The 14,731-nt window shown below is 68.6% G+C and carries 5 protein-coding genes; 3 read left to right on the top strand and 2 right to left on the bottom strand.

The window, feature by feature from the left end:
* The first annotated feature begins 146 nt into the window (after positions 1–146).
* Complete coding sequence (locus ABZY12_RS32370; protein WP_356896677.1) at positions 147–1,475, top strand: TRAM domain-containing protein; 1,329 nt, start codon at positions 147–149, stop codon at positions 1,473–1,475.
* 944 nt (positions 1,476–2,419) lie between these two features.
* Complete coding sequence (locus tag ABZY12_RS32365; RefSeq protein ID WP_356896675.1) at positions 2,420–2,842, top strand: hypothetical protein; 423 nt, start codon at positions 2,420–2,422, stop codon at positions 2,840–2,842.
* A gap of 121 nt (positions 2,843–2,963) precedes the next feature.
* Here ABZY12_RS32365 and ABZY12_RS32360 read toward each other — a convergent pair whose 3' ends face one another.
* Positions 2,964–3,806: a DUF4253 domain-containing protein gene (locus ABZY12_RS32360; RefSeq protein WP_356896673.1), complete on the bottom strand. Its 843-nt coding sequence runs from the start codon at positions 3,804–3,806 to the stop codon at positions 2,964–2,966.
* Between the two features lie 14 nt (positions 3,807–3,820).
* Complete coding sequence (locus ABZY12_RS32355; RefSeq protein WP_356896671.1) at positions 3,821–9,991, bottom strand: RHS repeat-associated core domain-containing protein; 6,171 nt, start codon at positions 9,989–9,991, stop codon at positions 3,821–3,823.
* 581 nt (positions 9,992–10,572) lie between these two features.
* Here ABZY12_RS32355 and ABZY12_RS32350 point away from each other — a divergent pair.
* The gene (locus tag ABZY12_RS32350; RefSeq protein ID WP_356896669.1) at positions 10,573–14,574 is read left to right on the top strand and encodes an FG-GAP-like repeat-containing protein; all 4,002 of its coding nucleotides are present in this window, start codon (positions 10,573–10,575) and stop codon (positions 14,572–14,574) included.
* The last annotated feature ends 157 nt before the right edge of the window (positions 14,575–14,731 follow it).

The raw sequence follows: 14,731 nt of genomic DNA, 5'->3' as shown, positions 1-14,731 counted from the left end.
GATCGCGCGTGTTGGGTCGGGGGCGGGTGGGGGGGCGGGCGGGGCGTTCAGCCACCCGGCTGTGGGGGGGGGGGGGCGGGCCGGGGGGGGGGGGGGGGCCCCCCCCCCCCCCCCCCACCTCTCTCTTTCTCTGGAGTCACCCCGTCATGCAGAACGCACCTGTTTCTTCGTTGGTCGGGGAAGAGTACGAGGTCGAGGTCGGCCCCGTGGCACACGGCGGCCACTGCATCGCGCGGACGGAGGGCGGCCGCGTCCTCTTCGTCCGGCACGCGCTGCCGGGTGAGCGGGTCGTCGCCCGGGTCACCGAGGGCGAGGAGACCTCCCGCTTCCTGCGCGCCGACGCGATCACGATCCTGGACGCGTCGAAGGACCGGGTCGAGGCACCCTGCCCCTTCGCCGGTCCCGGCAAGTGCGGCGGCTGCGACTGGCAGCACGCCAAGCCGGGCGCCCAGCGCCGGCTGAAGGGCGAGGTCATCGCCGAGCAGCTGAAGCGGCTGGCCGGGCTCACCCCCGAGGAGGCCGGCTGGGACGGCACGGTCATGCCGGCCGAGGGCGACAAGCTTCCGGCGGGCGAGGTCCCGCAGTGGCGCACCCGAGTCCAGTACGCCGTCGACGCCGAGGGCCACGCGGGTCTGCGCCGCCACCGCTCGCACGAGGTCGAGGTGATCGACCACTGCATGATCGCGGCGGAGGGCGTCTCGGAGCTGGGCATCGAGAAGCGCACCTGGGAGGGCATGGCCTCGATCGAGGCGATCGCCGCCTCGGGTTCGGGCGACCGTCAGGTGGTCCTGACCCCGAAGCCCGGCGCCCGCCTTCCTCTGGTCGAACTGGACAAGCCGGTCTCGGTCCTCCGGGTCGACGAGAAGGACGGCGGGGTGCACCGGGTCCACGGCCGCCCCTTCGTGCGCGAGCGCGCCGACGACCGCACGTACCGCGTCGGCAACGGCGGCTTCTGGCAGGTCCACCCGAAGGCCGCGCAGACGCTGGTCCTCGCGGTCATGCAGGGCCTGATGCCCCGTAAGGGCGACACCGCCCTCGACCTCTACTGCGGCGTCGGCCTCTTCGCGGGCGCGATCGCCGACCGCGTCGGCGACCAGGGCGCGGTCCTCGGCATCGAGTCCGGCAAGCGCGCCGTCGAGGACGCCCGCCGCAACCTCCAGGACTACGACCGCGTCCGCATCGAACAGGGCAAGGTCGAAAGCGTCCTCCCGCGCACCCGGATCACCGAGGTCGACCTGATCGTCCTCGACCCGCCCCGCGCGGGCGCCGGCAAGCAGACGGTCAAGCACCTCTCGGGCCTGGGCGCGCGCCGCATCGCTTACGTGGCCTGCGACCCGGCGGCCCTGGCACGGGACATCGCGTACTTCCGCGAGGGCGGCTACCGGGTGCGGACGCTGCGGGCGTTCGACCTGTTCCCGATGACCCATCATGTCGAGTGCGTCGCGATCCTTGAGCCGGTGAAGAAGGACGCCTGACCTGGCGTTTCTCCGAGTGCGCGTTATGGGCGTCAAGCGTGCGTCAGGTGCGATATCTTGACGCATGTTCGACGCACGTGACGCACGCTTGACGCACGAACGGCGCAGGTTCTGACGGTCCGTCATGTGTGATGGTGGTCGCCGGGCGGAGCCCTCGGCTGTGTGGCGGAAAATATCTTGAAGTGGCTGGGGCACTGGCTGCCGAGCTGTTGGCTGCCCCTGCCCCATCCGCCTCTCGGTAGTGACGTTCCGTGACACTAGGCCCTCTTTTACGGATCACTGGTAGAGAGATCTCAGGACCTGCTGGTGGCGACGGAACTGTTGCCTGCGACGACGCGCCTGTGAGCTATGACCTTGCTGTGTGGGACGCGACCGTCCATGCATCCCGGATAGTAGCGGTGCCCACCGACAAGCCCCTCTTCCTCGTCCTCGGCCTGCTCGCCATGACCCTGTGAGCCGCATTCGGGGGTCAGGTGCACCCACTGCGCGTCAGTCAACGGCACGACCCGACCAACGATCGCATGGTCGGGACGGCACGACCGCAGGAATCAGTACATCTCAGAAGGCCGGTCAAGGACGAGTATCGGGGCCGGCCTCAGGTCGAACTCGCAGATCTCCATCCCGGCGAACGAGGCATGATCCCGGTCCAATGGGAGCCACACGCGAGGTTCCTCGTCGTCGAGAATGATCCAGGCACTGTCGCACACGGGCCTCGCCGGCCGCCCTCTGAGCGGCGGCCTGCGGCGAGGTCCCATTGAGGTTGACCTTGATCATTCCCGAGGTCACGCCGTGCTTGTCCAGGGAGACCGTGGGCGAGGCCTTCGTCAGGTTCACGGTGGCCGGCTTCGTCATGCGGCCCCTCTCGGGGAAGGTCCGGGGGAGCCGGGGTGGGCGACGACCATACGGATGGGGCGTGAGGCACCGCAGAGAAAGCGCTGGGAGCGGTGCTGCTCTTCGCCGCGACCGGGCACTACCCGTACGAGGGGCCGACGTGGCAGGCCGTCGCCCTGAAGATCGAGGACTTGGCGACCCCGCCCGATCTGACGGACGCCCCACCGGAGCTCGTGCCGCTGATCACGGAAATGCTGGCGCTGGATCCGGACGCCCGCCCGGCACTGCCCGAGGTCACCGAGCGGCTGGTGCGCGTCATCCGTGAACAGGGTCTGACCGCCCTCCAGGCCAAGCGCCGCCTCAGCGTGGCGACCAGCCGGTCGACGAACACCAGCCGATGCCGGATACGCCCGCCCTTGCCGCACGGTTCCTCGCTGATGCGCGAGGGCACCCTCGTCCACCATGATCGTCACGGATCGGATCATCCCACCCGTCGGCGATCACCCCTCGACCGCAATCACGCACCAGCTCGTTAGTCGCTCGCGTCCAAGTATGTTGATCGACATGACGTGCCCGCCAGCGGCCCCTGACGCACCGGCGCCCCGGCGAAATTCTCGCCAGGGCGCCGATCCTATTCATTGCGTGGCGAGCCGTCCGTCAGTCCCACCAAAACGTCCATACGGAACGCCGGACCTGATCGCCGGCGATCGCCGCGTCACCGAGATCGGGGCAGTACACGTACTGCTCCACGGCGGCCCGGGCAATCTCCAGGAGGTTCAGGGGCGGGTGGCTGACGACCAGTTCCAGTGTCGACGAGTCCGCGAAGTAGAACTCCGCTCCGTACCGCTCATGCCAATGACGGAGCACCGCGACATGATCGGCGGGGAGCAGCTGCCGGTTCTGATGGCCCGACCAGTTGGGCGTCCGCACGAGGCCGGGGAAGAGCGCCGGGAGCTCGTAGCCGGCCTTCGCCTCGACGAAGTTCAGCCACACCGGGTCCCCCTCGAGCCCGGTCCGAGCTGTGGACTCCGGTCCGGGCTCGGGACAGGCAGCGAGTTCCGCCGCGACGGCTTCCGGGTCGAAGAGCAGTTCGCACTCCTCGATCTCCTTGCGGTCGGCGTCGTCCTGCGGGGGAACGTAGAGGTCGGTCATCTCCCGCAGCCGCGAGGCCTGCAGTTCGGCCATCACCTCGGACGGCTCGGCCCGCAGGGCGGAGTCCAGGAGGTCCCTGCTCCCCCCCGACCACCGCTCTTCACCCCGGTCGTGCTCGACCAGGGCGCGCGGAGCGAGGGTGGTGACGAAGGGAACCAGTCCTGTCCGGTCGTGCCGGGCCCGCCACCACGCCCACGCCGCCCGGACGGCCCGGCGCTCCACGCGGAAACCGTGCACGGCGATGCCGGACGCGGAGACCGCGGACTTCACTGCCACCGGACCGGGCACGAGACCACCGGTCTCGCTCTCGGCGGCCAGCATCCCGGCTGCGCTTGCGCGCGCTTCCATCGTGCTCCTCTTTCCTAGCGGAGGTTGATCTCTTCGATGCCGTCTTCGTGGACGTAGTAGATGGTGCTCAGTTTGACGTTCCGGCCGGGGCGCTCAGTCCACTTCTTGATTATTTCCCTTCCCTCGTCCTCACTGAAGTTCTGCAGCTTGACGTAGAGCCGGTCCGCACCCTTCTTGTTCGCGTCGGAGAGCTGGTCGTTGATGCTGCCCACCCTCTTGGCCGGAAGGATCTTGAACTCCGAACGGACGCCGTCGACCCAGGCGTCGAACCTCTTGTCGCCCTCGGCGCCCGGAGCCCGGATGTTCTCCCCGCGGGACACCACGGTGTGCCCGTCGCGCGCCAGCTGGAGCGCCAGATCGAACTCCTCCTCATTGAAGGCGGCCTCGCTGCCGTCCTTCCAGCCCTCGTCGATCCTGTCGAGGGCGTCGCCGAAGATGGTTTCGGCATGCATCTCACGCTGTGACTGGGAGACGATGCCACAGAAGGCCCTGCCGAGCCCGCGCATCTTGGCGCATTCCTTCTGCTGCATCCGGACGATCACATCGACCTCGTCGCTGTCGGCCAGGTAAGCCAGCCGCTTCTTCCGGGTCTTGTCGCGGACCTTCTTCGACCAGTGCGTCTTGCGCTCGTCGTGGTCCTCCTTGGCGTACTGCTTCGTGTACCCGTTGTACTCCTCGGTGTAGTCCTTGTCCTCGACGCTCCAGCCGACACCGTTGTACTTGCAGGTGTAGCCGTGCTCCATGCACTCCATGGGCTTCAGACCGGAGGGGTCCGAAAGGCTGACCGGGTTGTTGTTGGAGTAGGTGTACCCGTGCGTCTGCTGCGGGTCCGCCAGGTCCATCAACGGGTCGACGGAGACGAACCGGCCGATGGCGGGGTCGTACTCACGGGCGCCGAGATGGGTCAGGCCGGTGTCCGCGTCCTTCGTGCCGCCGACGAACCCCTTGTCGCCCGCCCAGCCGGCCGGCTGGGCGCCGCGCTCCTCGCCGAAGATGCCGGTCTTGCGGCGGACCACGGTCTGGGCGGCGTCGGCGGACACCTGGGTGGTGCCGGTGCCGTGGTGGTCGCCGATCACGAAGGTCAGCTTGCCGCCAGTGCGCATCGCGACTGTCTGCCCGGCGACGCTGTAGTAGCGGGTGCCGGTGACGGTGGTGCCGGCATTGTCGAGCTTGAGCTCGGTGCCGCCCGGCAGGGTGAGGGTGGTGCCGGTGGAGTCCCTGCGGATCAGCCGCTCGCCCGCCGCGTCGTACAGGTACGAGCTGGTGTTGGCGCCCTGGACCACGGAGCCGAGGTGCCCCTCGTCGTCCCAGTTCAGAGTCTGCTGTGCGGCCGACCCGATCTTGCGGGTCTTGACGTTGCCGGAGGCGTCGTAGGTGAAGACCTCGTCGCGGGGGCTGGTGCCGGTCTGGGTGACCTTCGGCAGGTTGTGCTTACCCGCCGCCGGGGCCGCGTACGTACGGAGCGTGTCTGCGGAGGGGCCGGAGGCCGTCTTGTGCTTGGTCTCGGTCTTGCGGTTGCCGACCGCGTCGTAGGTGTACGTGGTCCAGTACGCGTCCGGTCCCCCGACGGCCGAGGTGGAGGGAGCGGCGGCGCAGGCCGTACCGGTGTTGGTCCAGGCCTCGGTGATCCGGCGCAGCTCGTCCAGGGCGAAGCACTGGGTGTCGGTGGTCCGGGTGGAGTCCTGGCCGAACGCCGAGGCGATGGACGTGATGTTGCCGAGCGCGTCGTAGGAGTAGGAGACGTCCTCGATCCTCTGCGGCGCCGTCTCGCGGTCCGTGTAGCTGCGCTTCAGCGCGCCGGTGTGCTCGTCGTACTCGTTGCTCACCCACAGGTGCTGGGCGAAGTCGCCGAACTCCTGCCGGACGTTGCGGCCGTAGTGGTCGTAGGTGTTCCCGGAGATGATGACGTCGGTGCCGGCGCCGACCGTGCCGAGCAGGCCGGATCCGGCGGTGTAGGTGTTGCTGACCTTCTCCTGCGGCAGCCCGCCCGCAGCGGGGTGCTGCACCCACATGACCTGGCCGGTGTGGGCGTTGTACGAGTTGATCCACTTGTACGTACCCGCCAGCGCGCCTTCGCTGTCGGGGATGGTCACCTGCTGGCCGACCGGCTGGTAGCGGCTGTTGTACGAGGTGATCGTGCTCTCGTAGGCCTTGCCGTTCACCCAGCGGGTCGACTTCGAGGCGTGGCCCTTGGCGACGGTGTCGAACTCCCACGTCGCGAGCGTGGTGGTGCCCTTCTTCAGGGCGGTGCGCCGGCCCAGCTCGTCGTAGTCCGAGTGCAGGGTGACCTGCCGGGCATCGGTGATGTCGGTGATCCGGTCGCCCTGGTCGAACACGGACTTGGTGGTGCCTTCGTCCGGGTCGTCGACCTGGATCTGGCGGCCCCGGACGTCGTAGGTGTACGTCCACTTGGCATTGGACGGGTCCGTCACCTGCGCCAGCTTGCCCACCTTGTTGTACGTGTACAGGGTGGACTGGAACGCGGTCCGGGCGTCGTCGGTGTACTGCCTCTGCTCGACAGTCCGGCCGAGCGCGTCCACGACGGCGGTGACCGCGGTGCCTCCCTGCGGCGGGATCACCGTGGTGCTGTCACCGGCGTACTGGGTGGTGGTGCGCTTGGTCTCGTCGCCGAACTTCTTGGAGATCACGGCCGTCACCCGGCCGGCTCCGTCGTACTCGGTGTCGGTTGAAGCCGGGTAGTTCAGCTCGTGGCCGGTGACGAGGACGGGCTCGGCGGAACCGGTCGCGAAGTACGAACCGGACGTGCGCCAGGGCTGTCCCCGGGTGTCGTAGAACGTCTCGGAGACGATCCGGCCGGCCCCGTCCTGCGAGGGCTCCTGGGTCTGGCGCGTGCGCAGCAGGCCGTCGGCGAAGAGGTACGCGGACTTGTAGGTGGCGTCGTGCGTCAGGACCTTGGTGGTCGTGACGATCGGGCCGTCGTTGCGGACCAGGTAGTCGAAGACGTGGTTCGGCGAGTCCGGGTAAGTGGTGGCCGAGCGGGTCGGCAGCCACACCTTGGAGACCCGGCCCAGCGCGTCGTACGCGCTGGTGGTGATCTTGTTGTTCGCGTCGGTGGTCTGGGTGGCCTGGCCGCGCAGCGGCTCCAGGACAGTGGTCGTCGCGTGGCCGCGGGGGTTCGTGGCGACCGTGCTCGTCGGCACCTCGCCGGTGGCGGGGGTGTACGCGGTCGTCGTGACCTTCCCGTAGGCGTCGCTCACCTTCAGGACCCGGCCGTGGACGTCGGCGCAGAGCTGCTTGCCGTCGGCGCCGCAGAGGCTGGGGACCTCGGCCTGGACGTCGTAGCCGTCGCCCTTGCCGTTGATCCGCTCGGTCCTGGTGATCAGGCCCCTGCCGGGCACGGTGCCCAGGGCGCCCTTGTCGTAGTACGTGCGGACGTCGTTGACGATGTCACCGGGACGGCTGACGGCCGCACCGCAGGCCACGGCGACGCTCTCGATCCGGCTGACCTTGTTCAGGATTCCGGTGGTGGTGTTGCGGGCGTACTCGGTCGTGGTGCACGACTCGTCGCCGACCTTGTCCTTGTCACCGGTGGACGACTCGCTGGTGACCATGCCGTAGCCGTCGAAGGTACGGGACCTCTCGACGGTCCGGGTGCCGCCGGCGCCAGGGGTGCGGACCGACTCCAGCTCCGTGCCCGTCTGGTAGGACACCAGGTCGGGCAGGCCCGCACGGGGGCGGGTGGCCACGGCGGACGAGCGCCACGGGGTGTAGGAAGTGGCGCTGACCAGCTTGGCGGTGTCGTCGCCGTTGTACGTGGCGGTCTCGCGGGTCATGCCCGCGAACTGCTCGCGGTCGGTTACGGCGGCACCCGCCGAGTCCTGGACCGCCTGGCCGTCCAGACCGCGGAAGTACCGCGTCTCGGTGAGGGTCTTCGGGTCGCTCGCGGCACCCGTGCGCGTCTGTACACGCTCGTAGCCGCGGGCGACGGAATGGACCCGGTCCTCGGCCTTGGTGAACTCGTCCGTGCTCTTCGCCCAGGCGGCGCCGCCCAGGTAGGAGTACGAGATCACCTTGTCCGGCGATTCCGCCAGGTTGTCCCCCTCGACGACCTGGTCGACGGTGTAGGTGTTGAACCAGTCGAGCTTGGCGGTCTCGCCCTCGTACGCCCACTTCACGGGGAAGCAGCGCGTCTTGTTCGAGCCGTCGGGCGTCGGCAGGGTGGTGCTGGTGCACCCCGGCTGCGAGTAGGTGGCACCGATGGTGCCGCCGGTCTCGGTGGTGATCTGGTACATCCGCAGGCGGACGAAGGGCGCGAGGCCGTCGCCCAGCTTGTCGACGCGGTTGGCCCGCTGCTCGCCCGCGAACGTCACCGGGGGAGTGGCCAGCGTGCCGCCCACCAGACCCGTGCGCTGGATGGACTTCAGCCACATGGGCGTGGAGATGCCGTCACCGGAAGCGGGGAAGTCCTGCACGAGCGTCCAGGAGTCGACGTCCTTGTACGTCCCGCCGGTCAGCAGCTTCGTCGTGATCTTGGCGAGGCGCTTGCGGGACCAGAAACTCGGGGAGTACTGGTCCTTGCACTCGGTGGCGCCCTCCTTGCAGTACAGGTCGAAGGGGACGTCGGGCCAGTTCTTGGCGTTGGTCTCGTCGAAGGTGCCGCAGTTGGCCAGGCAGCGCTCGGTGACGTCGAACTTGACCTGGCCCATGGCCTTGCCCGTGTACACGGCGTCGGAACGCAGACCGTAGTCGATCCGGTCCAGCCAGCCGCCCCGGACGTACGGGGTGACGGTCGCCTTGCCGGTCGACTCCGAGACGTTGCGACCGTAGTTGTTGGACTCGGTGTTCCAGTAGTACGCCATGGCACCGCCGCCGGGGGCGACCACGTAGTCGAGCTGCCAGCGCCAGGCCTGCTGGCACCAGCCGCTGGCGAAAGCCGCGTTGTAGCAGGGCTCGCCGGACTGGTTGCCGAACACCGGAGCGGTCCAGGCGGAGTTGGTCACCGGGTCGTCGGCCGCGGCGCCGTTGTCCTTCCAGCCGGGCAGGCGGTTCAGACCGAAGAAGTACTGGGTGCCGTCGGACGTGGTGACCTTCCAGTGCTCACCGACGCCGTCGACGTCGGCCGTGCCCTGGTCCCCGTTGGACGCACCGGTCAGCTTCTCGATCTTCTCGGCGCCGTTGCCTTCGGCGTGCCAGCCCTTGCCCGCCTGGTAGACCAGCTCCGTGGACTTGCCGCCGAGGTGCAGCGTGGCGTTGTCGTTGTACCAGCACTGGTCGCCGAGCTTCGTGGTGTTGGTACCGCCGGCCTTGTCGTCGTTGCAGGACTTGTACCTGCGCTCGACGAAGCCCGGCTCGTAGGACCATCCGTCACCGAGCCAGGACGGCTGGTTGTTCGAGGCCGCGGTGAGTCCGTCGACCGACTGGGAACTGTAGCTCAGGGTGATACCGGGCTTGACGTCCTCCGGCACGGCCGGTACGTCGATGGGGTAGGACCAGTTGAACGAACCGGTGACCCCGCCTGCGCTCCACGAGCCCGAGGACTTCAGCGGCGTCGCCTTGTAGTCGCCCGACTGACCGGAGGGCCCGGCCGTCGCGGCGAGCACGGTCGCACCGGCCGGAGCAGTTGCGAGGGCGGACTTCGCCGGCGCGCCGGCCGGCTCGGCCGTCGGCGCGGACGCCCCGGGCATGCTCACCCGGGCCGACAGCTTGCTCGATCGCGTGTCGTTCCGCGTCGAAAGGGGCTTCTGCGTACGGCATTTCGGGAGCTCCGGCTGCGTCAGTGCGCATGCCGGGAGTTCCACGAGGCGGAGGCGGGAAGCGTAGTCGCCGCCGTATGCTCCGCGGAAGGAGGTGTAGTCCACCTCTACCGTGGCAGCTCCGGCCTGCCGCCCGCCGTCCGCGCGTCCCACCGACAGCAGGACACCGTCGATGCCGGCCTTGCGGGCCGCATCCTTACCGGCGAGCGTGACCTTCACGCTCGACGGGGCCTTGGAGGCCTTCGCCTGAAGCGGATACACCGAGACGGGAAGCTTGCCCGCCCGGACCGCGCCCGGATCGGCGGCCGGTGCCTGGGCCTTGGTCGAACCCGAAAGGAAGGACTTCGAGACCGCCGCCGAGGCGAGGTCCACCTGCGCCGAACCCGCTGCCGGCCAGACGACCTTCCGGGCCTTCCAGCCGGCTGCGGCCGCATCGGCCTTCTTCGTCCCGCCCGCGCGAACCGGTGACACTGGAACCGCCTTCGGCTGCTTCAGCTCGGGCAGCCGGGGCCGCTCCTTGCTCGCCGCTACGGCCACAGCCCCCGGCAGCATGCCTGAGAGAACCGCTGCGGCCAACGCCGCAGAAAGCCCTCGCATGCGAAATCTTCTCACACCCACTCCACTTATCCGTGCAAATTTAACCGGCGCAGGCTAACAGTCGGATTTCATGGATTTGGAAGCTGGGTTGTGGTTCTGATCGCGCAACGGTCCGGAAATTGCGGCAAAAATGATCTTGCTGCTCAAATGGGGCGCCGCGCTCAGGGTTCTCGGCGGGGTTGTCGCACTCGGCCGGGGCGAGCCGCAGGTGGGAGCGGCCGCCGAGGAATTTTCCGGAACTAGATATTCCTCTTGGACCTCTGGCTCGATAAGGTCCGCAAATGTCCGATACGGGAAATCTGACTTCGCTGATCAGCGGCTACAGTCGGCGCGACGAAAAATACCGGCCAACAGGGGTCATGAGAGTGTTGAATACGAAAGTCCGCAGGGGATGGGGGTCTTCTCTCCGAAGAGCCGTCGCCCTTGCCGTTGTCGCCGGCGTGGGGTCGGGCGGCATGGTGGCATCGATTGGATCCGCCGGCGCGCTCGCCCGCCCGGCAGCCGTCACCGCGGAGGACGACGGCAGCGTCAGCCCCGAGGACAAGGCGCTCCGGGACGCGCAGGCCAGCGGGAACCCCGTGGAGGTGGTCTCGGCACGCACCGAGGCCTCGGACACCTGGGTCCGGCCCGACGGCAAGTTCGTCGTCAAGAAGTACGGCACGCCCGTGCGCGTGCTGCGCAATGGCGCGTGGGTGGACACGGACCCGGCGCTGGTCTTCGCCGCCGACGGATCGGTAAAGCCGAAGGCCACTTCCGTGGCGGTCACCTTCTCCGGCGGCGGCACGGGACCGATCCTGAGTGGGGTGAAGGACGGCCGTACGCTGTCGCTCTCCTGGCCGACCGCCCTGCCGAAGCCGACGCTGAGCGGCAACGTGGCGACGTACGCAGAGATCCTGCCCGGCGTTGACCTGCAGCTCAAGGCCGAGGTCGAGGGTTTCTCCCAGCTCGTGGTGGTCAAAACCCGCGAGGCGGCCGCCAACCCCCAGCTGGCAACGCTCAAGTACACGATGTCCACCGTCGGAGTCACGGTCGCCACCGACCCGGCGACCGGAGCGGTCACGGCGACCAACCCGGCCGGACAGCTGGTGTTCACGAGCCCGTCCCCCGTGATGTGGGACTCCACCACGGCCTCCAGCGCGCAGTCCTCCGCCGCCACCCAGACGTCCTCGCAGGCCGTCGCCGAGGCGACCGAGGCAGCCCCGGGCAGCTCCTTCGAGCAGCCCCCCGGCGCCAAGGAAGCGGTAATGCCGACCACCGTGAACGGCAACACCCTTCAGATCACCCCGGACCAGGGCCTGCTGACGGCTCCCGACACGTCCTACCCGGTCTTCATCGACCCGTCGTGGGCCTGGGGCATCCGCAACAACTGGACCCGGATCTCGAAGAAGTACCCGAACAAGAACTATTTGAACGCCAACGAAGTGGCGCGAGTCGGCTACGAGAACGAGACCAACGGCCTGTCCCAGTCCTTCTTCGAGGTGGACACCGCGAACCTCCGCGGCACCAAGGTCATCAGTTCGACCTTCCGGATCAAGAACGTGTGGTCCTGGTCCTGCCAGGCGCGGGCCGTGAACCTCTACCAGACCACCGGCATCGGCAGCAAGACCACCTGGAACAACCCGCCCAAGAGGATTGGCGGGCTCGTGGCCAGCGTCAACCAGTCCAAGGGCTGGTCCAGCGACTGCGCCGCCGGCAACCTCGAATTCGACGTGACGGGCAGGATCCAGAGCGTCGCTGCCGCGGGCAGCGCGAGCGTGACCCTCGGCCTGTACGCGGCCAACGAGAGCGACACCTTCGCCTGGAAGAAGTTCGACGCGAAGTCCGCCGCCCTGGAGACCGTCTACAACAACCCCCCGGCGACGCCCACCAGCCTCGGGACCAACCCCCGGACACACTGCGCCAGCGGCGGCCTGATCGGCAACACCTCGGTCAGCCTGTACGCGCTCGTCACGGACCCCAACGCGGGCAACCTCTCCGCCCAGTTCCAGGTCTTCCGCGGCACCACTCTGGTCGCCGACGAGTGGATCCCCGGCCTGCGCGACCGCATCTCCACCCTCGTCGTTCCCGACGCGAAGCTGCCGACCGGCGACTACACGTGGAAGGTGCGGGCCTACGACCAGAGCGAGTACTCCGGCTGGAGCGCCACCTGCAAGTTCAGCATCGACCGCACCAGGCCCGCTGAGGCCCCCGCGATCGGCTCCACCGCCTTCCCGAAGGGTGACCAGGGCTGGCCCGCCACCACCGGGCCCGCCCGCAAGCCCGGCGCGTTCACCCTCTCGCCCAACGGCGCCGACGACGTGGCGTACTACAACTACTTCACGGACTGGGACCCCGACGTCAAGACCGTCAAGGTGGCTGCGGGCGCCTCGGCCGACATCCAGCTGACCCCGCCCGCCGTCGGTCCACACTTCCTCCATGTGTTCAGCCAGGACGCGGCCGGCAACCGCTCGGACACCGCGACCTACCCCTTCTACGCCGCGAAGTCGGGGGCACGTGACATCCGCGACGACGTCAACGGCGACGGCCTGCGGGACATGTGGAGCAAGGACGCCTTCGGCTCCCTGACGACGTACGCCGGTCACGGGGACACCAAGTTCACCGCCTCGAACGGCGGACTGAGCATCGGCACCGCCCGGAGCATCGCCGCCTCGGGTGACTGGGGCACGGACGGGTACAACGACCTGCTCACCCTGGAGACCGATCCGGTCGACAAGACCGACAAGCTCTGGGCCTACCCCAACAACGGCCTCGGCAAGGCCCTCCACTCCGGGCGCAAGCAGGTCACGGTCTTCTGCCCCGTCTTCAACGAGGACGAGGGGTGCCTCGCGCCCGAAGGGAACGACCACTGGCAGGGAGCCTCGCAGATCGCCGACGCCGGCGACCTCAACCGTGACGGCAAGCCGGACCTGCTGGTCAAGCAGGGCAAGCGGATGTGGGCCTACTTCGGCGACGGCAAGAGCGTCCTCGACGCGGGCCTGGAGCCCGTCCTGGTCGGCGGCGAGGACTGGGGCCAATTCACTGTCATCCTCCCGGGCGACCTCAACGCCGACGGTGTGCCCGACCTGTGGCTGCGCAACGACGCCAACGGCGAGATCCTGCGCACCTACGGTCAGAAGAGCGCCGACACCGGCACGATCGTCAACCTGGCCACCTGGGGCACCGTCGGGCGCACCAAGGTGGGCAGCGGTGTGACCAAGGCCGACTTCCCCGAGGTCGGATCGTCCGGAGACGTCTCCGGCGACGGCGTCGCCGACCTGTGGGCGCGCAAGAGCGGCAACACCGTGCTCGGCTGGAACGGCCAGCTCGTGGGCGGCGTCTTCACGTCGTTCTCCGGCAGTTACCTGATCGACACCGTGACCGGCGCGCGGATCCTCCCGGGCACGACCCTGGCCTCCGGCCAGCAGTACACCAGCGGCAACTCCAAGCTGGTGATGCAGACCGACGGCAACCTCGTCCTGCTCAACAAGGACAACAAGCCGCTCTGGGCCAGCAACTCTCAGGGCGCGGGCGCCGTCGCGCGCATGCAGAGCAACGGCAAGCTCACCGTCGTCTCCGCCGACGGGTCCAAGATCCTCTGGAGCAGCTCGACCGACAAGGACGGCTCCTACGCCGTCCTGCACGGCCGGGGTGTCCTGGTCATCTACGATGCCTCCGGCCAGAGCCAGTGGACGAGCGGCTCGCAGAGCCGGCCCGACTACAACGGGGACGGCTACACGGACGTCCTGGCGCGTGACGCCAACGGCGACATGTGGGTCTACCCGGGCACCGGCGGAACGGGCACCAGCACGCTCGGCGCGCGGTACTTCATCGGCAACGGTTGGTGGCGCGACTACTGGCCGGACGTCTACGCCACCGACCTCAACAACGACGGCTACACCGACATCGTCGGCCGTACCAAACAGGGCGACCTCTACCTCTACCCGGGAACCGGGAAGACCGGCACCCACAGCGTCGGCAGCCCCGTCCTCCTCGGCAACGGCTGGAACACCTACGACACCCTCGGCTTTGGGGACATCAGCGGAGACGGCCGCACCGACCTCATCGGACGGGACAGCGGTGGCGACCTGTGGGTCTATCCGCACAAGGGCGGTACGGGCACCCAAACCCTCGACAGCCGGATCTTCATCGGCAACGGCTGGTGGCCCGCCCACTGGAACACCATCCGCTTCGCGGACGTCAACGGCGATCACAAGATCGACATCGTCGGCCGCACCGACAAGAGCGAGCTGTACCTGTACCCCAACACCACCACGACCGGCGGTCCCATGACCTTCGGTGACCGCTCGCTCTACGGCACCGGCTGGTGGGTCGGCTCCTGGAACCCCTTCGTCAGCGATCTCGACAGTGACGGATCTGCAGAGCAGGTCGGTACGGTCAACGGGGAGCTCTACGATTTCGTCCCCGCCGGCCGCACGCTGATCGGCACGGGCTGGGGCGCCCTGGACGTCATTCTCTGACGCCCCGGTAGACCAGTACGCCCCTCTCGGCCCTACGTGGGCTGGGAGGGGCTTCGTCGTGCCATGGGGGCCGGCCTGCGGTTCCGCGGGCTGTCCCAGCGGGGAGGTGGTGGACTCCGGCGGACCCGGGCCGTCGATGGGGAGCTGAGTGTGGGTG

Origin of the sequence: Streptomyces sp. NPDC006551, assembly GCF_040611675.1 — a bacterium.
Taxonomy (GTDB): domain Bacteria; phylum Actinomycetota; class Actinomycetes; order Streptomycetales; family Streptomycetaceae; genus Streptomyces.
Note: the sequence above shows the minus strand (reverse complement) of the source record. Positions and strands in the feature narration are given on the sequence as shown.